At 48.3% G+C, this 22,077-nt stretch carries 18 protein-coding genes and 1 tRNA gene; 1 reads left to right on the top strand and 18 read right to left on the bottom strand.

All coding sequences use genetic code 11. The features are described 5' to 3' along the window. Positions 1-14: 14 nt before the first annotated feature. From GEV47_RS01505 to GEV47_RS01565, 13 genes are all read right to left on the bottom strand, one after another. Complete coding sequence (locus GEV47_RS01505; RefSeq protein ID WP_153232947.1) at positions 15-638, bottom strand: 2-dehydro-3-deoxy-6-phosphogalactonate aldolase; 624 nt, start codon at positions 636-638, stop codon at positions 15-17. A 19-nt stretch (positions 639-657) separates the two neighbouring features. Further along, positions 658-1,698, bottom strand: coding sequence for a 2-dehydro-3-deoxygalactonokinase (locus tag GEV47_RS01510; RefSeq protein ID WP_153232948.1), 1,041 nt, complete (start codon positions 1,696-1,698; stop codon positions 658-660). A 140-nt stretch (positions 1,699-1,838) separates the two neighbouring features. Further along, on the bottom strand, positions 1,839-2,630 hold the full coding sequence (locus tag GEV47_RS01515) for an SDR family NAD(P)-dependent oxidoreductase (RefSeq protein WP_153232949.1): 792 nt from the start codon (positions 2,628-2,630) through the stop codon (positions 1,839-1,841). A gap of 126 nt (positions 2,631-2,756) precedes the next feature. Next, positions 2,757-3,761, bottom strand: coding sequence for an AraD1 family protein (araD1, locus tag GEV47_RS01520; RefSeq protein ID WP_153232950.1), 1,005 nt, complete (start codon positions 3,759-3,761; stop codon positions 2,757-2,759). A gap of 20 nt (positions 3,762-3,781) precedes the next feature. Beyond that, positions 3,782-5,527: an IlvD/Edd family dehydratase gene (locus GEV47_RS01525; RefSeq protein ID WP_153232951.1), complete on the bottom strand. Its 1,746-nt coding sequence runs from the start codon at positions 5,525-5,527 to the stop codon at positions 3,782-3,784. Positions 5,528-5,656: 129 nt separating this feature from the next. After that, a complete protein-coding gene (gene mmsB, locus GEV47_RS01530; protein WP_194270547.1) occupies positions 5,657-6,859 on the bottom strand; it encodes a multiple monosaccharide ABC transporter permease in 1,203 nt (400 codons plus the stop codon). Position 6,860: 1 nt separating this feature from the next. Beyond that, positions 6,861-8,420, bottom strand: a complete 1,560-nt coding sequence (mmsA, locus tag GEV47_RS01535) for a multiple monosaccharide ABC transporter ATP-binding protein (RefSeq protein ID WP_153232953.1) — start codon at positions 8,418-8,420, stop codon at positions 6,861-6,863. Between the two features lie 281 nt (positions 8,421-8,701). Beyond that, positions 8,702-9,760, bottom strand: a complete 1,059-nt coding sequence (gene chvE, locus GEV47_RS01540; protein WP_322741551.1) for a multiple monosaccharide ABC transporter substrate-binding protein — start codon at positions 9,758-9,760, stop codon at positions 8,702-8,704. A 649-nt stretch (positions 9,761-10,409) separates the two neighbouring features. Then, positions 10,410-10,484 (bottom strand) — tRNA-Val (locus GEV47_RS01545). Between the two features lie 82 nt (positions 10,485-10,566). Next, positions 10,567-12,831, bottom strand: a complete 2,265-nt coding sequence (locus tag GEV47_RS01550; RefSeq protein WP_153232954.1) for a RelA/SpoT family protein — start codon at positions 12,829-12,831, stop codon at positions 10,567-10,569. A gap of 44 nt (positions 12,832-12,875) precedes the next feature. Beyond that, complete coding sequence (locus GEV47_RS01555; RefSeq protein WP_153232955.1) at positions 12,876-13,235, bottom strand: RidA family protein; 360 nt, start codon at positions 13,233-13,235, stop codon at positions 12,876-12,878. 35 nt (positions 13,236-13,270) lie between these two features. Then, positions 13,271-14,140: an alpha/beta fold hydrolase gene (locus tag GEV47_RS01560; RefSeq protein ID WP_153232956.1), complete on the bottom strand. Its 870-nt coding sequence runs from the start codon at positions 14,138-14,140 to the stop codon at positions 13,271-13,273. A gap of 104 nt (positions 14,141-14,244) precedes the next feature. Next, complete coding sequence (locus tag GEV47_RS01565; RefSeq protein ID WP_153232957.1) at positions 14,245-15,270, bottom strand: patatin-like phospholipase family protein; 1,026 nt, start codon at positions 15,268-15,270, stop codon at positions 14,245-14,247. Between the two features lie 210 nt (positions 15,271-15,480). On the opposite strand from GEV47_RS01565, the gene GEV47_RS01570 reads away from it, so the two are divergent. Next, complete coding sequence (locus GEV47_RS01570; RefSeq protein WP_153232958.1) at positions 15,481-16,152, top strand: TetR/AcrR family transcriptional regulator; 672 nt, start codon at positions 15,481-15,483, stop codon at positions 16,150-16,152. Positions 16,153-16,229: 77 nt separating this feature from the next. Here GEV47_RS01570 and GEV47_RS01575 read toward each other — a convergent pair whose 3' ends face one another. The 5 genes from GEV47_RS01575 to folC form a co-directional block, all read right to left on the bottom strand. Next, positions 16,230-17,477: a cystathionine gamma-synthase family protein gene (locus GEV47_RS01575; RefSeq protein ID WP_153232959.1), complete on the bottom strand. Its 1,248-nt coding sequence runs from the start codon at positions 17,475-17,477 to the stop codon at positions 16,230-16,232. A 107-nt stretch (positions 17,478-17,584) separates the two neighbouring features. Beyond that, entirely contained in the window at positions 17,585-19,105 is a 1,521-nt protein-coding gene (purF, locus tag GEV47_RS01580) for an amidophosphoribosyltransferase (RefSeq protein ID WP_153232960.1), read from the bottom strand. Positions 19,106-19,220: 115 nt separating this feature from the next. After that, complete coding sequence (locus GEV47_RS01585) at positions 19,221-19,709, bottom strand: CvpA family protein (RefSeq protein ID WP_322741516.1); 489 nt, start codon at positions 19,707-19,709, stop codon at positions 19,221-19,223. Positions 19,710-19,727: 18 nt separating this feature from the next. Then, positions 19,728-20,678: an SPOR domain-containing protein gene (locus tag GEV47_RS01590; RefSeq protein WP_153232961.1), complete on the bottom strand. Its 951-nt coding sequence runs from the start codon at positions 20,676-20,678 to the stop codon at positions 19,728-19,730. 64 nt (positions 20,679-20,742) lie between these two features. Continuing rightward, complete coding sequence (gene folC, locus GEV47_RS01595; protein ID WP_153232962.1) at positions 20,743-22,071, bottom strand: bifunctional tetrahydrofolate synthase/dihydrofolate synthase; 1,329 nt, start codon at positions 22,069-22,071, stop codon at positions 20,743-20,745. Positions 22,072-22,077 lie beyond the last annotated feature (6 nt).

Consider the following 22,077-nt stretch of genomic DNA (forward strand, 5'->3'; position numbering starts at 1 on the left):
TCAGCGCTCCCTTTTTATCTTTTAATTGCATTCCATGCTGCGACAAAATTCCTGGCGTTTTGGCTCACTTGCCCGGCAGTTAGCCCCGATTTGTACAATGCCGATCCCAAGCCAAATCCAGTCGCGCCGGCCGCCACAAAGTGCGCCATATTTTCTGGCGTAATTCCGCCCACAGGAATCAATGCAACCTGAGCCGGTAACACCGCACGCCAGGCTTTAACGGCGTGTACGCCCAGCTGTTCTGCCGGGAACATTTTGAGAACGTCAGCACCAGCGGCCAACGCTGCGAATGCTTCCGTCGGTGTCGCAACACCGGGTGCACAAGCCAGACCCGCTTGCTTGGCGGCCTTGATAATTGCCGCATCGCCATGCGGCATCACAATGATTTCACCGCCTGCATTCTTGACATTGATGACCTGTTCGGACGTCAATACGGTGCCTGCGCCAACCACGCAATCTGCAGGTACAGTGGTTCTCAATAGGCGAATGCTTTCGTATGGTTCCGGCGAATTCAATGGCACTTCAATAATGCGAAATCCTGCTTCGTACAAAGCCAAACCTATCTGCGCGACTTCATTCGGTTGCACACCGCGCAAAATAGCGATCAAGCCGCATTTTTCCATTGCTGCTGTTAGCATCTCATTTCCTTTATTGGTTCTAAGTAATCAATCCTGCTTGCATCGCCAAAGCCCATAAGCCGCGCTCCGTCGCTTGCATCGCGACATCTACGTTAGTGAAACCATACGCAGCGAGTGCCTGTTGATAACGCGCGCACAAGGTCGCATTGCCGATCAAGATAACGTGATCGAGTTGAAATGTTTGCTCTTCAAGCAACGCCTGCATGGCAGCGATTTCATGTCCGATTAACAAACCAGAAAGGTAATCACGTTGTTCGATACCGTTTAATACGCCTGTCAAACCCAGAGTTCGTGTGCTGAAAATCGTGGCAAGCACACCGCCTCGCCCTGCTGCAGTTTGTGCCACTTTCAGACCGCGCAAAAATGCGTCATTGTCGGAGGCATTGTTTAACGTGCAGGCATTAACGTCGTTGCCCTCACTATCCTTGTTTCGCATCGTGCGCCCCAGAATAGTGTGGTCGCACAATGCCGCATATACTTCACCAGTCATAAAGGTGTCGAAGTGCCGAATCAGTGCCGATTTATTCTGTAATGACGCAGGTTGTTGCTGCACTTGTACCCATTTCGAATGCGTACCTGGCAGGCCAATTAAGATATTGCGGGCATTTTCTTTACTATCTTCAGTAAGCAGTGATAGCGCGCCAATCACCTGTGTTTCTTCACCGCGCATCACATTTGGCAAGATCGAATGTTGTATCAATCCAGGTACGATATGCAGCGTGTAACCATCCTGCGTTTGTACCGTCGACAATTGCCCGCCAACTTCATGCGACGCTATTGGCACTTTTTGATAAGGTACTTCGCACCAGCCCTGTGCGCTGCCGATCATGCCGCAAGCAATCACGGGAGTTTGTGGAGTGGCATGTAGCCAATCACCACACGCTTGCGTAAAGGCCAATTCAAACCCTTGTTTTTCCGCTGCTCCCATTTGCACTTCAGGCAAATGCATGATGCCCCATGGCAGATTGCGTTGCTCCAGCACCCGCCCGGCCACATCAAATCGATAAGCGCGTAATGAAGAAGTGCCCCAGTCCAGAGCGATTAATTTTGTTTGTGTCATATAAATCGTTTGTCTTTATGGAGCGAGAAGCGAGAACTAAGTATTACCAAATAATTGATTTGAAAAATACCGCCGTCATCCTCGCGAACGCGGGAATGACGATGACTTTTCAATTGCTTATTTGTTCTTGCATATAATGCTTAAGCCCAACCTGCATCGACAATGAACTCTTGTGCGGTACACATTGCACTGTCGTCCGCAGCCAGAAACAAGGCCATGCGCGCCAAATGCCACGGTTGCAATTTCCCGGGTAAACACTGATTGCGCTTGATGTCTTTCTCGCCTTCAGCATCCAGCCATAAAGCAACCTGTCTTTCGGTCATCACCCATCCCGGCGAAATGGTGTTGACACGAATATTGTGCGGACCGAGATCGCGCGCCAAACCACGTGTCAGGCCAACCACGGCTGCCTTGGCCGTGGTATACACCGGATAGCCACCATTCGATAAATGCCAGCTAATCGAGCTGAGGTTGATAATCGATCCACCACCTTTCTTTTGCATGCCTGGCGCAACGGTCTGGCAAGTAAAAAACATAGGACGCTGATTAATGGCGATCCGGTCGTTCCAGTAATCAACGGTCACTTCTTCCCAATGATGACGCTCGTCGTTCGCCGCATTGTTGACCAGCACATCAAAGTCGCCGAACTTTTGCGCCAATACCTGCATGGTTTTTTGCAATGCCGCAATGTCGCGAATATCGCAATATCGGAACTGTGGCTCGACCAAACCGGCCGCAGCCAGACGCTCACATAAAGCCTCGCTCGCATCTATATCAATATCGACGAAAGCTACCTGCGCGCCCTGCTCAGCAAACGCGCTGACTATTGCCGCACCGATGCCGCTACCGCCTCCAGTGATGAACACATTCTTGCCTTTCAGACTGGGAAAATGCGCCAACTGTTCGGTTGATACTTCCTTTACTACAGTCATATAGACCCCTATTCAATGTGACTACTTCATGCCGTATCGAAAAACCTGTGAGAGCAAGCCCGGTTGTATGTAAACGCTGTTCTCAACTTGTTTTTTATCGACTATTTAACTGAGCAATGCTATTGCTTACAGCTGACGAATCAACGGTGTTGACACCGTTTCGATTGCCAGGCTATTACGGAGTGGCGGTCCGAATGTCGCGACATCAATCTCAAATGTTTCGCCGGCAGCGACCTGAATACCGTCCGAGCAACTCAATGTCGCGGTGCCGAAGAAGTGAATATGCACGTCTCCCGGATGCCGAAACAACGGGTATTTGAAATGGTGGTATTCCAGATTGGCGACGGTATGCGACATATTCTCTTCGCCACTGACAAACGGCTTTTCCCAACGAACCTGACCGCTAGCGTCACGAATTCTCGACATACCTTCTACATGCGACGGTAAATCGCCCAATAACAAGGCCGGGCCGATCGCGCAAACCCTTAATTTCGAATGCGCCAGATAGAGATAATTCTGACGCTCAGTAACGTGATCGGAAAACTCGTTGCCAATAGCAAAACCAATCCGACATGGCGTGCCGTCCTCAGCGATCACATACAGCCCTGCAATTTCCGGCTCTTCACCGCCATCCAATGCAAAATGCGGCATCGTCAGTTCCTGCTCGCTGGCGCAAACGATGCTGCCATTCCCTTTATAAAACCATTCCGGCTGTACACCGATTTGCCCCGGTTGCGGCTTGCCGCTCTCCAATCCCATACGAAACATTTTCATACTGTCGGTTAGCGTATCCACATCATTGATTTTCTTGTGCATCGCATCGCGACCGTCGGCACTGCCAAGGTGCGTCAGTCCGGTGCCGGTGACATAACAATGGGCAGTATCAACGTGATCAAGCGGCGGCAAAAGACCTCCGGCCTGCGCTATCGTGATGTAGTCCAGCACGGTAGTACCAAGTCCGGCACTGGCCAGATTTTGCAACGATCTGTTGCTTGCTATTGCTGCCTGCGCCAATTGATAGGTCGAGTCATAGCCTTCAACAATCCGGATTACAAGATTATTCTTGGTACCATTTTCCAATACCCCTATCCGACGACGGCCATCGGATTGCTTGAATTGAACCAACAACATATGCTTCTCCCGACGACTAATTAGTGTGAGTGCTTTGGCACCGCAGATCCGCGGCAGCCGACCAGAAAATCGAAATCGCAACCTTCATCGGCTTGCAAAACTCTATCTATGTAAAGCTGCTGATAACCGCTGAGCTTCGCTACCGTCTCAGCATTGGCCGCAGCTCTGGCAGTCTGACGTTGCGCCATTTCGGTCTCGCTGATATCCAGATGTAAACGCCCGGCTTCACAATCCAGTTCTATCCAGTCACCATCTTCAACTATCCCCAGCGGCCCGCCAGCAGCCGCTTCCGGTGCTACGTGCAGAACCACGGTGCCATAAGCGGTGCCACTCATGCGGGCATCCGAAATCCGCACCATATCTTTGACACCTTGTGCCAACAATTTCGGCGGCAATCCCATGTTGCCGACCTCGGCCATCCCGGGATAACCTTTGGGACCGCAATTTTTCATCACCAATATCGAACTGGCGTCGACATCCAATTCAGGATCGTTGATACGCTCTTTGTAATGTGCGAAGTCTTCAAATACCACCGCCTTACCACGATGTTTCATCAGTGCTGGCGTAGCCGCGGATGGCTTGAGCACCGCACCACGCGGCGCCAGATTGCCGCGCAAAATACAGATGCCACCGTCAGCGATCAACGGATTACCTATCGTCCGTATCACTTCATCGTTATAAATCGGTGCGTCTTGCGTATTTTCCCAAAGCGACTTGCCATTCACCGTCAAGGCGTCTTTATGCGGCAACAGATCAGCTTCGCCCAGTCGGCGCAACACACCGGGCAAGCCGCCTGCATAGTAAAATTCTTCCATAAGGAAACGACCGGATGGCTGCAAATCGACCAGAGTCGGCGTGCCTCTGCCAATGCTGGTCCAGTCCTCCAGTGCCAAAGGCACGCCGATACGGGCAGCAATCGCCTTCAAGTGAATCACCGCATTGGTTGAACCACCGATCGCTGCGTTGACTCGGATGGCATTTTCAAATGCCTCACGCGTCAAAATTTTCGACAACCGTAAATCTTCCCACACCATATCGACAATCCGCATACCTGACATATGCGCCAACACGTAACGGCGTGCATCGACCGCCGGAATCGCTGCATTGTGTGGCAAGGATGTTCCCAGCGCCTCTGCCATGCAAGCCATGGTCGATGCCGTTCCCATCGTGTTGCACGTACCTGCCGAGCGTGACATACCGGATTCGGCAGCTAGAAATTGATGCATGCTGATCTGCCCGCCTTTGACGGCCTCACTCAATTGCCAGACCGCAGTGCCGGAACCAATGTCTTTACCTTCGTGCTTACCATTCAGCATAGGGCCGCCGGTGACAACAATCGCAGGAATATCGCAACTGGCGGCTCCCATCAGCAAGGCAGGCGTCGTTTTGTCACAGCCTACCAGCAGCACTACCGCATCCATGGGATTGCCACGTATCGATTCCTCCACATCCATGCTGGCCAAATTGCGAGTCAGCATGGCAGTCGGGCGTAAATTCGATTCGCCATTAGAAAATACCGGGAACTCAACCGGGAATCCGCCAGCCTCGTAAATGCCGCGTTTGACATGTTCCGCAATTTTACGAAAGTGCGCATTACATGGAGTCAGCTCCGACCATGTGTTGCAGATCCCAATAATAGGTTTGCCCTGAAATTCATGATCGGGAATGCCCTGGTTCTTCATCCAGCTGCGGTACATCATGCCGTTTTTATCATTGCTGCCAAACCATTCGGCGGAACGTAGCGGGCGCTTTTTATCAACAGTCATAGCTTGCTTTCTCGTGAAATGCTGGGAATCCGGGCATCCAGTCGTACGGATGCCCACCGTAAGTAAAGCGGTATTTGGAAAATGATTGGCAAATGGCGGACAGTGGGTGACCTGTTCGCAATACCGTTTTTATTTGTTTTTGTTGTATACGTCGACAAATACGGCTGCCAGCAAGACCAGGCCTTTGATCACCTGCTGATATTCAATACCGATACCCAAGATTGACATGCCATTATTCATCACCCCCATCACAAAAGCGCCAATCACAGCTCCCATGACTTTACCCACACCGCCAGAAGCTGACGCACCTCCAATGAAGCAGGCGGCAATCACATCCAGTTCAAAACCGGTACCGGCTTTTGGTGTCGCTGTATTCAGGCGCGCCGCAAAAATCAATCCGGCCAACGCGGCCAGCATGCCCATGTTGATGAAGGTGTAAAAAGATACGCGGGCAGTCTTAATACCGGACAACTTAGCCGCCTTCTCATTGCCGCCGACGGCATAAATGCGGCGACCAATAGTGGTCCGATTTGCTATAAAGGTGTAAGCCACCATCAGCAAGAACATGACGATTAGTACGTTTGGCATCCCTTTATAAGTCGCCAGCAAATAACTGAAGAAAATGATGACAACGGCAAAAGCAGCATTCTTGAGTATGAAAAATAAATGCGGCTCTGTCTCCATGCCATGCTTGACCAGTTTGGCACGATCACGGCTTTTGACGTAAATCAGTATTGCTGCGACCAAGACACCAACTAATAAAGACGTGATACGTAAATTCGTACCGTTGAAGAAATCAGGAATGAAGCCCGAACTGAGCATCTGGAAATCATCGGGAAAAGGCCCAACCGACTGCCCTTGCAACAACGCCAGTGTCAGCCCTTTGAATACCAGCATGCCGGCCAAAGTGACAATGAATGATGGTATTTTGAAAAACGCGACAAAATAACCCTGCGCTGCGCCAATCACCGCACCGGCCAGCAAGCAGATGATGCTGGCGAGCACAAAGTTCATATTCAGATTGACGATCAAGACTGCCGCCAACGCGCCGATGAAACCAACGACAGATCCGACCGATAAATCAATGTGACCAGCCACGATCACCATTAACATACCAAGCGCCATGATGACGATGTAACTATTTTGCAATATCAAGTTGGTCAGGTTCAGCGGCCGCATCAAGGTACCGTTGGTCATGTACTGAAAAAACGCCATGATCGCGATCAATGACAACAACATGCCATATTCGCGCATATTGTTTTTCAAAAACCCCTCATACTCTTTTTTCTCGACCAGCGGCGGATGCTCGCTTGCTGCAATATCGTGATTCATTTCAGTTGTCTCCGTTCTTGTCGTGTTTCGTGTTGACACGCTCATTTTTAACTATCGCTCGCATTATTTTTTCTTGGGATGCTTCTGCCGCGCTCAGTTCTCCAACGAAGCTTCCTTCGTTCATCACATAGATGCGGTCGCACATGCCCAGTAGTTCAGGCATTTCCGAAGAAATCATGATGATGCATTTACCTTCGCTCGCGAGTTGACTGATGATGGTATAGATCTCGTACTTGGCACCGACATCAATACCGCGCGTCGGCTCATCCAGAATCAGCACATCGGGATTAGAAAACAACCATTTGCTGAGCACGACTTTTTGCTGGTTGCCACCGGACAGGTTCAGCACTTTCTGAAACACGTTTGAACAACGTATTTTCAACTGGCGACGATAATCTGCTGCCACTGCATACTCACGCCCTTCGTCAATCACGCTCTTATCTGCTACTCCCTTGAGGTTGGCCAGCGTAATATTTTTCTTGATGTCCTGATCCAAAATCAGACCATAATTTTTTCTGTCTTCAGTCACATACGCAATACCGTTGTCGATGGCTTTTTCTACTGTGCTGACATCAATTTCCTTGCCGCGCAAAAAAACCTTGCCGCTAATACGCTGTCCGTAAGTTCGCCCGAAAATGCTCATCGCCAATTCCGTACGGCCAGCGCCCATCAAGCCTGCAATGCCTACAATCTCGCCTTTTTTGACTTGAAAATCGACGCCCTTTATCACCTGCCGTTCAGGATGAATAGGGTGATATGCGCGCCATTGCTTAACCTCGAAAATAGTTTCGCCTATGTTCGGACTGCGCTTGGGATAACGATCGGCCATTTCACGTCCGACCATATGTTGAATAACCCTATCCTCACTCACTACTTCCTTATGACAATCGAGCGTATCGACGGTGGAGCCATCACGTAAAATCGTGATCGAGTCTGCAACTTTTGAAAGTTCGTTGAGTTTATGAGAAATTAAAATGGAGGAAACACCTTGCGCCTTAAGCTCTAACAGCAGTTCTAGCAAGGCGTCACTGTCACTTTCATTCAAACTGGCAGTCGGCTCGTCGAGAATCAGTAACTTGACCTGTTTCGAGAGCGCCTTGGCAATTTCAATTAATTGCTGCTTACCGACTCCCAAGTTAGTGATCAGTGTGCTGGGCGACTCCTTCAAGCCGACTTTGGCCAGTAGCTCCTTTGCCTTGGCATGCGACGCAGCACTATCTATAACGCCGTATTTAGCTTGCTCGTTACCCAGAAAAATATTTTCTGTAATCGATAACAAGGGCACCAAAGCCAATTCCTGATGAATGATAATGATGCCGATTTCTTCACTATCGGCAATCCCATCGAACTGCCGTTTTTCCCCTTGAAAGTAGATATCGCCGGTATAGGAACCGTGGGGATAAATCCCGCTCAGCACTTTCATCAGAGTAGATTTTCCGGCGCCGTTTTCTCCAACTACGGCGTGAATCTCGCCACTGCTCACCACCAGATTGACATTATTTAATGCTTTGACACCAGGGAATGTTTTCCCGATCCCGCGCATTTCCAGGATAGCTTCCATCTGTTGTTACCTCACTTACCTCAAGCTTTACCGACGTTTGGCTTTATGACGTTGAAACACGAGAATGTGCATTCGCTAAGCGTGTGACAACATCAGATCAAACAAGACCTTTTATAGCTGGCTGTCATCCCAGTTGAAAGAGTGAAATAAAAATGACTACTTTTGTCTGGCAAAGTGTGTGCAAAAGCCATGGCGACTGCGCACACCCTGGGCAAGCAATAAAAGACATCGTTTTTACATCTGCTCATTCACTGGGCTAACAACCAAAATCCAACTGGCGCTTATTTGATCTGGCTTTCAGTGTAGTAACCGCTACCTGTTACTAGTACTTGCTTCCAGTTGGAGGCATCAACACTGACCGGCTTTAACAAATAGGCTGGCACGATCTTGACGCCGTTGTTATAGGTTTTGGTGTCGTTGATGGCTGGTGTCTTGCCACTTAATAGCGCGTCGACCATACCGACGGTTACTTTCGCCAGTTCGCGTGTGTCTTTGAACACTGTCTGACGTTGTTCGTTGTGCTCAATAGATTTTACGGAAGGGATCTCGGCGTCCTGGCCTGTCACTACCGGCATTGGCAACTTAGGCGTGCCGTATCCAACACCTTTGAGAGACGACAAAATACCAATGCTGAGGCCATCGTATGGGGATAGCACCGCATCAACACGCGCATCACTGTAGTAGGCGCTGAGCAGGTTATCCATACGGGCTTGTGCCACCGCTCCATCCCAACGTAAAGTTGAGACTTTGTTCATGCCGGTTTGTTTGCTACGCACCACCAACTTACCTTTGGCGATATACGGTTGTAGCACTGACATCGCGCCATTGTAGAAGAAGAAGGCATTGTTATCGTCTGCAGAACCACCAAACAGTTCTATATTGAAAGGTCCCTTGCCGTCCTTCAAATCCAGTGCTTTGGCAATGTAGTCGGCTTGCAGTACGCCGACCTGAAAGTTATCGAAGGTCGCGTAATAATCAACATTCTTGGAGTTACGGATCAGACGATCATAAGCGATTACCTTAATCCCCTTGTCGGCTGCTTTTTGTAAGACATTCGTTAACGTAGTGCCATCAATCGCAGCGATCACCAACACCTTGTCGCCTTTGGTGATCATGTTCTCGATCTGCGCTAACTGATTTGGAATATCGTCTTCGGCATATTGCAAGTCGGTCTTATAACCTTTTTCCTTAAATACCTTGACCATGTTATCGCCGTCAGCAATCCAGCGTGCTGATGATTTCGTTGGCATCGAAATACCTATGCTCGGCTTCTCTTGCGCACCAACCTGAGATACCACACCGAATACACCTATCAATAACCCAACAATCGTCAATTTAATTATTTTCACAGCTTGTCTCCATTAGTTATTTTGATATTGCGTCAGAACATTGTGCAGCGCCTGCGTTTACTACGCATATGGCTCACTTACCGCCATATGACTGGCCAACAAAATATTTTTATCCGGCAATTATGCGGCTACAACTCTATAAACCGCTTCGGGTAAGTTTGTTAGCTATCTTACGAACATCATCGATATCAAACAAATGATATTTTTCATCATTTCGATATCTATTTAGGTATTGATTTAGAAAAATGAAATACTTGGATGATGGCATTTGCAGCTATTCGTTAGAGGATAAACGCCAATGTCAGTGTAAAAACACTTTACGCGTCTTACTAATCACTTTTTTATCACGATTGATATCCATTTTGATATTTCTCTGAAAAAAGTTGATTGTCGGCTATGCTGAAAGTTAATTCTATGTCACATAATTTCGTCGACATTACCTCGTAAAATGGCACATAAATCTCTTTATCGACCTTGGCGGTAATTTTTATTCGTGCTGCGTGGCTGATGGATGGAACACGCCATGAATGCAAGGTGCAAGGTGACCGAAACAAGTTGGGCAGGAAGCGCGCGATAATGGCGCTTAATCAAACAAAAAAGGCTTAGTGATTGCACTAAGCCTTTTTAAACACACTATATTTGGTGGAAAGTGCAAGTTTCGAACTTGCGACCCCCGCAGTGTGAGTGCGATGCTCTACCCCTGAGCTAACCTTCCTGAGAATTTTTCTTAAAAACAATCCTTAGACAGAAAAAATATCGCACAGATTTTGCAGCAGAAATGCGCAACCCAAAAACTATCACTGACGCTTAGCTTCTAACACACCTTTCACATCACGAATAATTGTGAGTGCTTTTTGCAATTGTGCGGTCGAAGCAATTTCTGCCGTAAAAGCCATGCGTGCGTGGGCTTTAGTACTTTGCGTGCTGACCCCGATCACATTAATTTTTTCACGCAAAAAGATATCCGAAATGTCCCGCAACAAACCTTGTCGATCGCTGGCGAGGACGAAGATATCTACCGGATACACCGTTTCCATGCCCGGTGCACCCCAGGTGGTCTGAATAATACGTTCCGGTGCTTTTGCTTTCATTTCTGCAAAATTTTTGCAGTTGCTGCGGTGGATGGATACACCTTTGCCGCGCGTGATAAAACCAGCAATCTCATCTGGCGGTGCCGGCTTGCAGCATTTTGCCAATTGCGTCATCAAGCCATCAGTGCCAACGACTAACACGCCGGTTTTGGCGCCATGCGTTACGCTGGATGCCTTACTTTTACGGGTAATCGCCGCCTCTTCATCGTGCAGATCAAGAGGTGCGTCTTTCAGTTCTTCATCGCTGTGCATCGCCTGCTCTACGTGGCGCAGACTGAATACATCTTTACCTAAAGCCAGCAACAATTCATCGAGTTTGGCAAAACCGAGTTTACGTGCCAGCTCCTCCAGATTAAGCGCAGTCTTGCCTTCGCGCTGCAGGGCTTTGTCGAGCAAACTGCGGCCACTGGATAGTGTTTCTTGCTGCTCGATTGCATTGAACCATGCGCGCACTTTGGAGCGTGTGCGTGGGCTCGCCGCATACCCAGCCGTTAGCCAGTCACGTGAAGGACCTGCCATGCCTGATGCATTTTTGGCAGTGATAATTTCGACCGTCTGGCCATTTTTCAATGGCGTATTTAACGGCACCATCACGCCATCAACGCGCGCACCGCGACAACGATGACCGACATCGGTATGCAAGTAATAGGCAAAATCGATAGGCGTCGCTCCGCTCGGCAACTCAATCACACGTGCCTGCGGCGTCAATACATAGATATGATCATCGAGCGCTGCTGATTTGAGTTTCTCCAGCCATTCGCGGCGGTTATCCTCTTGTTCGACCACCGCATCGGTGACTTCATTTTTCCATGCCAGCAGTTGCCTTAACCATGCGATTTTTTCATCATATTTTTGTGCTGCAAACTGTGAGCCACCAGTTTCTTTATACCGCCAATGTGCGGCGACACCGTACTCGGCAAAATGATGCATCTCGCTAGTGCGAATTTGTACTTCCAATGCTCGATCATCATCGGCTACCACCACCGTATGCAAAGATTGATAACCGTTCGGCTTCGGACGTGAAATATAGTCGTCAAATTCCTTCGGGATCGGAATCCAGATGTTATGAACTATCCCTAAAACGGTGTAACAGGTTTTGACATCATCGACGATCACGCGGAATGCGCGGACATCATAAAGTTCGGAGAAATCGAGTTCTTTCCCCCGCATTTTGTGCCAAATACTGTAGATATGTTTGGGTCGTCCAGACACTTCGGCTTTAATGCCGGCGGCACCTAATTCGCTGCGCAAACGATCAATCGCGGCACCGACAAAACTCTCACGCTCAATCCGGCGTTCTTCCAGCATTTTGGCAATACGTTTGTAAGTAGCTGGCTCAATGAAACGAAACGAGAGATCTTCCAGCTCCCATTTCAATTGCCAAATACCCAGACGATTCGCCAACGGCGCGTATAAATCCAGTGTCTCGCGCGCATATTTGCTAGTGCGTGCATCTTCAATTTTTTGTTCCGCAAAATAGCGTAACGCAACCAGACGCGATGCAAGACGCACCAACACCACGCGCATATCGCCAGCCATTGCCAACAACATTTTGCGCAAGGTTTCTACTTGTGTCGCAGCCTGTTGCGCCGCGTTCTTACCTCGCATCACTTCCTGCTGATGCACAAATGTAAATCCATGCAAGCGCATGAGCTGACGGATACCGCCAACCAGACCACTGCACTCCTCACCAAAATGCTGTTCAATCACGGCCATATTGGTCGGATCAATAATCGGCAATTCAAATAACAAACCTGCAATGCGGGTTTCGACATCCGTATTTAACGTTGCCAATGCACTGGCGACATTTTGTGAGAATTCCAGCGTCGATTGGCCGGTCGTGACGGTTTTCTCAGCATACAAAGGCGCAACGAACGCCAGCGCGGCAAGCACACGGACGCTGTCATCGTCGTTCAGTCCGGCACAAAGCTGGGTTTGAACGGCATCTTGCGAGGAGGTAATAGCGACCATATTTTCTACAATGACTTCTGTTGCGAGGACTAGCTAAAATCGGTTTATTTTTGTGCTGCGACGATGACGATTTCGATCAAAATATCTGCGCGTGCCAGCTTGGCTTCCACAGTTGCGCGTGGTGGAGAATTGTCGGCCGAGACCCACTTATCCCACTCCAGATTCATGCCGGCAAAATCTTTTACATCGGCCAGGTAAATCTGGCACGACAAAATATGGTCTTTATCGCTGCCAGACTCTGCCAACAAGCGATCAATGTGGCCCAGAGTTTCACGTGTCTGACCCTCAATATTCTGGCTAGTATCTTCCGCCAGCTGTCCTGCCAAATATATGGTGCCGTTATGAATAGCGACTTCAGAAAGACGTTTACCGACGTGCAAACGTTGTACTTTATTTGTGCTCATTTCAGGCTCCTCAGTTTCTACTTTTAATCAATTTACTACTTGCCAAGCAAAAAATTACTTACCACTTCAATTTGATCCGTATGCACCAATGTCGGTGCATGACCAACGTTGGCAAACTCAATCAGCTTGGCTTTAGGGCCGCGTTGGGTCATGTTTTTGGCCGTTTCTGGCGATAACAAATCTGATTCTGCGCCGCGGATTAACAATGTTGGGCATTTGACTGCATCATAGGCAGTCCACAACAGCATTTCCGCATACTTGAAGGCGTCGCCAGTACTCATCGTGAATGGCACCGCCAGCGCAAGATCGTAATGTCGCACCCATTCACCTTGTTGATTCTGGCGTAATACATCAGCTGCAATTTTATGCCATTCAACATCCGTATGTTCCCCAAAGGATAAAGATATCGCTTTTACATAAGCTGCTGCCTCTTCAAAGGTAGCAAAGCGCATATCCGCGCCGATATATTCACCAATACGACCGAGTGCATCAATATTCAGATTTGGCCCGACATCATTGAGGACTAATTTGCGGATAGGATTTTCTGGTAATGACGCCAATCCCAAGCCAATCAAGCCGCCCATAGAAGTGCCGACAAAATCAACGGTATCGGCATTCAAACGCGCCAGCAATGTCACCACATCGCTGACATATTGCGGCACTACATAATATTGTGGATCACGTAAGCGTCCGGAACGTCCACGACCGACGACATCTGGGCACACGACGCGATAAGTGTCACACAAGCTGCGCGCCAATTGATCGAAATCATCAGAAACCCGCGTTACCCCATGAATGCATAACAAAACATTTGGATTATGTGGATCGCCCCATTCTTGATATGCCATCGTGTGCAAACCAGCGGGGGAAATACATTGAACGGTTTTATGCGATGCAAAAGTCATGATTGCGCCCAATTGAGAGTATGTAGCTATTTTACCGGTGCTTGCGCATGATGGCTAATAAGTGCAAATATAAAGCCGTTGATGTCTGTACGCAGACTGATCCATTAAGGTAAAAACTGATCCAAATTAAAAGACGATCGCTTCCCGAGATCATCAAAATTTTCACGCAGCCAAAGATCGGCTTGCTCTCGTCCGGCTCCATGCAGCGCATTGATGAAGGACGCTTTGGTATTCAACTTGCTGCTGATACTCAGATTACTCATCAAGTCGTTTGCATCAATGACGTGCATATTGAGTTTTTTCAAGCGTTCCACCAATTCACCCGCGCCATGCGGATCATCTGTGGCGCGACGTTTGGCCAACGCCAGACCACCCAACTCGGTAAAAAATGCCGAACTGAAGCTAATCTCACTTAAACGTTGGCCAATGGCTTCTGTCGTTGTCGGTACTTTGGGGCGACGAAATGGATGTAATAACACCACCATAATGTCGGATGATGCACAAAAATGCAGCAAAGGGAAAATCGGTGGATTAGCCGTTAAGCCACCATCCCAATAGGCTTCACCTTTGATTTCCACGGCGCGATGCATCGCTGGCAAACAAGCTGAAGCTAGCAACGCATCGACAGATAATTCGTTGTTTCGAAATATTTTTAGAGTGCCGGTGCTGACCTGTGTTGCGGCAATAAACAGCGGGATTTTTCCATCCGACCGTAACCGCTCAAAATCAATCTGCTTTACCAAAATATCGCGTAAAGGGTTTATATCAAAGGGATTAAATTGATAAGGTGAAAATAGTCGCATCATGGAGGCAAGTCCCTTCCACATCGCAGTGGAAGACCCATGTGAACCATAACCTGTTTCTCTCAATGCCTGATGCGGCATCAAGAGAAAAAACTCTTTGGTGCTGACGCTATGCCAAAAATCCGCCAAAGCTTGCTTGGCACCCTCTCGACCATTGACCGCATAGCCATAGGCCAGCATGACGGCATTCATTGCGCCGGCACTGGCGCCGCTGATACCCTCTATATCGACGCGAGAGTCTTCCAGCAGGCGATCCAGCACCCCCCAAGTGAACGCACCATGCGATCCACCGCCCTGCAATGCCAACGTGATTGCTTTTTTTTGCATAGATTCCCCGTGCTTTTCAACTAAAAATAGTGGTTTGCCTGTCAGAAGCTATCAGAAGCAATATACAATCTTTAACAGAAGAAATGATTACATAGTTACCCACATGCTTTAAAAGCATCATTGGGATGGTAGTAAGCAAGGAAGATGCCGACTTGAACGCGCTGAATGCAGCTCAAGGCAGCAACTCAATGTGATTCAGAAAGAAAACCCATGGAACAAAAAGCACCACGTCGCACGCGTGAAAAGATTTTGGAATTATCGCTGAAACTGTTCAACGAATTTGGTGAACCCAATATCACAACGACCATTATTGCCGATGAAATGAAAATTTCCCCTGGAAATTTGTACTATCACTTCCGCAATAAGGATGACATCGTCAATTCAATTTTCTCCACCTTTGAAGAGCAAATGGCGCGCATGTTGGCCATGCCCCAAGGCAAGCGCCCAACCATGCAGGATGTCTGGACTTATTTGCACTTCATGTTTGAGCTGATCTGGCGCTATCGCTTTTTTTACCGTGACTTAAGCGATTTATTGTCTCGCAATCGCACGCTAGAGTTACATTTCAAAGAGATTTTTGGTCACAAAATTAAAGTAGTTAAGCAAGTATGCGTGGATTTGCAAGCAGATAACGCGCTACAAGTATCTGCTACGGAAATTGACGTTCTTTCTACCAATATGGTGGTCACCGCCAGTTACTGGTTATCTTATCAATATGTATTGAACCCACGTCAATATACTGAACAAGCTTTCGTCGAAAAAGCTTTGGATGCTGGTTGCTATCAAGTTTTATCGTTGATGCACCCGTATCTGCGGGGCGAAACTTTGCAACACTTTGAAGAGCTTACTGCCCAACATTTGCTGAAAATGCAAAGTCTATAGAGTTAATTTGATGCGTAAAAAAAGCCACGATTCCCTTGGTTATCGTGGCTTTTTAGTTTTTACAGCGACATCAGACTTTAGTGTTGATCTAACGCCTGTTTAAAATCTGCCACTACATCGGCCGTGTCCTCAATGCCTATCGATACGCGTATCAATGATTCAGCAAGTCCCATTTTGGCCCTTGCTTCCTGTCCTATTTCATAAAAAATAGTTTGCGAAACTGGCAACACCAAGGTGCGATTATCGCCTAAATGTGTAGCCGAAATACCGAGCTTCATGCGATTGAGATAGTCAAAACAATCGATTTCGGGCTGTAATTCAAAGCTCATCAGATAACCATACGAACGGAATAGCTCGGCGGCCAATTCATGCTGAGGATGCGACTTCAGACCCGGATAGTAGACTTTTGCGACACGTGGATCCGCCTCTAGCATTTCAGCCACTGCCAGCGCTGTAGCACTGCTACGATCCATGCGTAGTGCCATGGTTTCCGCACCAACTGCAATGTGATGTGCAGCCTCTGGCCCCAATGACGCACCAAAGTCACGCAGGCTTTTGGCACGTATTTGCGTCATGCCCCATTGTGGCGTCGGAAATTTTTTGTAATTGTCGTAGATGTGAGGATATTGCGCCCAATCGAACAGGCCAGTATCAGTCACCGCACCACCCAAAGCATTGGCATGACCGCTGATGGATTTAGTCAGTGAGTTAATCGACAAGCCGGCGCCTACTAATTTAGCCTGAAATAAATAGGGTGAAGTCATGGTGTTATCCACCACAAATAAAATCCCACGCGCACGGCATAAATCACCGATGCGCTTTAAGTCGGCGATCTGCGTACGAGGATTAGCTACCGTTTCCACAAATACCATGCGCGTGTTGACAGTCAATGCCGCTTCCACGTTGGCGACATCAGTGGCATCAACCATCTCGACATCGACGCCCAGGCCACGCATGGTTTGCCATACACTGGCAGTATTACCAAATAAAAATATCGATGACACTACGTGGTCACCTGCGCGCAGCAAACTTTGCGTCAATGCACCGATAGCAGCCATACCGGACGCGAAACAGATAGTGGCGGAACCACCTTCCATTGCGTTGACTTTATCTTCCAATGCCGACACCGTCGGATTACCCTGACGGCCATAGCGATATCCTTGCGCCCGCCCCTGAAATACTTCTGCCAGTTGGCGCGCGTCCTGATAACCATAAGTCACTGAGGTGTGAACCGGCTTATGCAAAGAGCCGTGTTCAATATCTTTTTGCCGGTCGCCATGGACCACGGTCGTAGTGAAGCCGTATTTTTTTTCTACATTACTCATATTCACATCCAATTTTTATGTCCACTTATGTCCGCATCAAAAAAAACTCGCCATCCTCGCGGAAGCGGGAATGACGAGCGATGTTAATTCGAGGTCCGGTAATATCGCTATTCCTGAAGCGCCAAATTCAAATTAAGTTGTGAACGCACAGCATCTTCATTTTCTTCTTTCGGATTATTACGCGTGAACTCGATATGATCCAGATAATCACGTGAAATATCGCCAGTGATGTAATTCCCGTCAAAGCATGATGCTTCAAAACTCTTCAATGCGGGATTAACATCTGAAATCGAGCGTTTGAGCGCATCAATATCTTGATATACCAACGCGTCAGCAGTAATTTCACGACACACTTCTTCATCAGTGCGGCCATACGCAATCAATTCGGCGCGGGTAGGCATATCAATACCGTACACGTTAGGGAATTTCACCGGAGGTGCAGCTGAAGCGAAAATAACGCGCTTGGCACCGGAATCACGCGCCATTTGCACGATCTCACGACTGGTTGTTCCGCGTACGATGGAATCATCGACGAGTAATACAGTTTTACCTTTGAACTCTGAACCAATGGCATTGAGTTTTTGGCGCACCGATTTTTTACGGATTGCCTGCCCCGGCATCAAGAAAGTACGGCCTATATAGCGATTTTTGATGAAGCCTTCGCGATATTCAATATTCAGTTTCAATGCCAGCTGAATCGCTGCGGGACGCGACGAATCAGGAATCGGCATGACAACATCGATATCACCGCTGGAAAATTCACGTTTGATTTTATCGGCCAGATACTCGCCCATTTTCAAACGCGTTGCGTAGACCGATGCGCCGTCAATAATTGAATCTGGACGTGCCAGGTAAACAAATTCGAAGGCACACGGATTCAAGGTTGGATTATCGGCGCATTGCTGACTGTAAAAATTGCCATCCATGTCAATAAATACCGCTTCACCAGGGATCACATCACGCAAGAACTGGAAACCCAAACCTTCAAGCGCAACAGATTCACTCGCGATGACATATTCTTTTTTGCCTTGTTCTGTTTCAGAAACACCAATACAGAGCGGGCGAATACCGAAAGGATCACGAAATGCCAATAAACCATAATTAGCAATTTGCGACACAACTGCATAAGAACCACGAACCCGCTGATGCACCATTGCCACGGCTTTAAACAAGGCATCAGGGTCAAGCGAATAACCAGTCGTCGCTTGTTGAATTTCATGCGCAAGAACGTTCAACAGAACTTCTGTATCAGAATCCGTGTTGATGTGACGTCTGTCGTTTTTGAACATCTCGATTTTGAGTTGTTCTGCATTGGTCAAATTGCCGTTATGCGCCAACACAATACCAAATGGAGCATTCACGTAAAACGGTTGCGCTTCTTCTGCGCTGGCGCTACCGGCGGTTGGATAACGCACCTGGCCAATGCCGAAATTACCGGGCAAAGAGCGCATATTGCGAGTACGGAAAACGTCACGCACCAAGCCATTGGCCTTGTGCATAAAAAACCCGTTTCCGTGATTTGTTGCGATTCCTGCTGCATCCTGACCACGATGTTGCAGCAGCAACAATGCGTCGTAAAGCAGTTGATTAGCAGGACTTTGAGAGGCGATACCGACTATGCCACACATGGTGGACTCCTAATAAAACAATATAAATCTGTAGACTGCAAAATGAGCTGCAAAAATAAGCTACAAATCGTGCAGTCGAATACGGTATAAAACGAATGTCAGTGTCAAAACAACATTAAAAATGTATATGTTGGCGAAATGTGCCTGGTATATAAGGCAATACACTCTGCGCCATACTTACCGCTATAGGGCTAAACAAGGCGTCGCGCCAAAGTGGTTGTTGTGGAATCGCGGTTGTTGCGCACACCAAAACCGCCACTATAATAATTACCACGCCACGCGCTACACCAAACAACATCCCTAAAAATCGATCCGCAATCGTCAGTCCGGTAGCTTTAATCACACTATCTAACGCGAGGGAAAGCAACAGCATTAACAATCGCACTGCTATAAATAAGGCCAAAAACGCGACTATCAAGCGTACCATTTCGCCCGGAATGATGTCGGGGAGCAATTTTGCCAGGTTTTCGCCATATGCGTTGGCAACGAACAACGCAACGACCCAACTAGCCAGTGATACCACTTCTTTGATCAAGCCGCGCAAAGTGCCTATAAGCACCGAGCAAATCAGAATAAATAAAACCAGATAATCAAAAATTGTCACTCGGTCAGCACTTTTCGCTTAATTTGGCACTAGCGTGCCGCTTAACCCCAACTGAGACAACTTGGCACGATTTTTTTCAGCTTCCTCTTTACTAGCAAACGGACCGACTCTGATACGGATACGTTCACCGGACGAGGTTTTCACTTTTTGCGTATAGGACCGAATACCTGCGCCAGACAGTTTGCCTTGCAATTCATCGACTTTATCTTGCGATGCCAAAGCGGCGACCTGGATAATAAATTTGCCAGCCTTCTTCTCTACCGGACGACCGCTGGCTTCACTATCAGCAGGCGCTTCGTAAGGACGGCCATTCAAAATTGCTGCTGCACGCGCTGCATCTTCGGCTTCCGCATTGGATTTGCGTTCAGGTTTGACTGGAGCTACTTTTTCTTTTGCTTTTGGTTTTTCTACTGGCTTAGGTTTGGCGGGTGCTTTATCAGAAACTACGCCCGCACCTGCAGCCGCAGCAGTCGCAACATTTGTTGATGGCAAAGCTGGTGTGGCAGCAGCAATTGCAGCGGCAACCGTAGTACTTGCAGGATCAACGATTTCTTCCTGATTATCCAGACCATTACTGCCAACAGTATTCACGCTCGAAGCGCTTGCCGAAGCTACAGCGGCAGTTGTCGGTGAAGTCACTGATGCCGCTGACGATGAAGCTGCAGCGGCACTAGCCTGATCGCGCGATGGGATATCTATCTTGATATCGTTGGTGAGTGGTTTAGGCTCAGGATCCAATATCATCGGCAAGATAATCACTACAGCCAATACCAGAGCGACAGCACCAACTAGGCGACGGCGCGCACGTTTCTTCTCCGGAAGGATGGGGTCATTCGTTTGATTGTCAGGCGTCTTGCGCTTTCTACTGGCGCGTACGGCGGAGCTATCTTCTGCGGCGCGGGATTGATAAGCGCTCTGATCGGAAGGTTCTGCTTGCTTATTTTTGCTAAAAAGTGAGGATAAACCCATGCGATATCAATAGTGTTTGAGAGGTTGATGCGAATGGAATACGTATTTTTAGTCTTTTTCAAGTTCACTTAGTTTCAATATCAGGCCGCATTCTGGCTTCAATTACACCAGCAACCGTCAAGAAAGAACCAAAGACCACAATTCTATCATTCTCCCCAGCTCTGCTTAACGCATTTGTATAAGCAGCAGCAGGTGTTTTAAAAATTTGTATGCTGGACTCGGCATTTTCAGCCGAATTTGTGACGATCCCGGCTTGCTCCAATTGCTGCTGCAATTGCTCAGCGGTCGCTGCACGCGGCAATGGCAAATCGCAAACACACCAATGATCAATCCGCCCTTTTAATTGCGCCACGACACCTGCAATATCTTTGTCGAGCATAGAACCAAATACCGCGTAAGTGTATGGATGAAAGCCCATATTACCGAGATTTTGTGACAATGCTGCAGCGGCATGCGGATTGTGTGCGACGTCCAGTATCACCAACGGCAATCCAGGTAACACTTGAAAGCGGCCTGGCAATTCGACCGTCACTAGTCCGGTACGCGCTTCTTGCGCACTTACCGGGAGTTGATGGCGCAAAGCTTCAAGCGCTGCCAACGCCGCAGACGCATTCAACAACTGATTGGCGCCGCGTAAGCTTGGATAGGCCAGGCCGGTACGGCGCTGGCCACGGCCACCGTAATTCCATTGCTGCTTGTCGCCGGTATAGTTAAAATCGCGACCCAATAACCAAAGATCGGCACCGATTGCTTCTGCATGGTCGATCAGCGATTGCGGTGGTACCGGGTCGCTGCATATTGCGGTTTTACCTGCGCGGAAAATGCCCGCCTTCTCAAAACCGATCTTTTCACGTGTATCACCGAGATAATCGGTGTGATCGATGTCGATGCTGGTCACAATCGACACGTCTGCGTCAATGATATTGACGGCGTCCAAACGCCCACCCAAACCAACTTCAAGAATGACCACATCCAGAGGGCTATTGGCCATCAAATGCATGATTGCCAGCGTGGTGAACTCAAAATAAGTTAGCGAAACATCGCCGCGCTGCGCTTCAACTGCCTCAAAACTAGCAATGATTGCCTGATCGGATGATGACTCGCCATTGACACGTGCGCGTTCATTGAAGTGTAAAAAATGTGGCTTGATGTATAGGCCGACTTTATAACCAGCCCGTAGCAATATCGATTCCAGCATCGAACAAGTCGAGCCTTTGCCATTGGTACCCGCAACCATGATGACTGGACAACTAAATTGCAGATTTAATCGCTCTTTCACTAGCTTGACGCGATCCAATCCCATATCGATCGTTTTGAAATGACGCGATTCAAGTAGCGCTAACCACTCGTTAAGATTTGCTGGATGAGCTGGCGTGGTGGAATTTTGAGACATTTATTT

It is taken from the genome of Glaciimonas soli (assembly GCF_009497155.1).
In the GTDB taxonomy this organism is placed as follows: domain Bacteria; phylum Pseudomonadota; class Gammaproteobacteria; order Burkholderiales; family Burkholderiaceae_D; genus Glaciimonas; species Glaciimonas soli.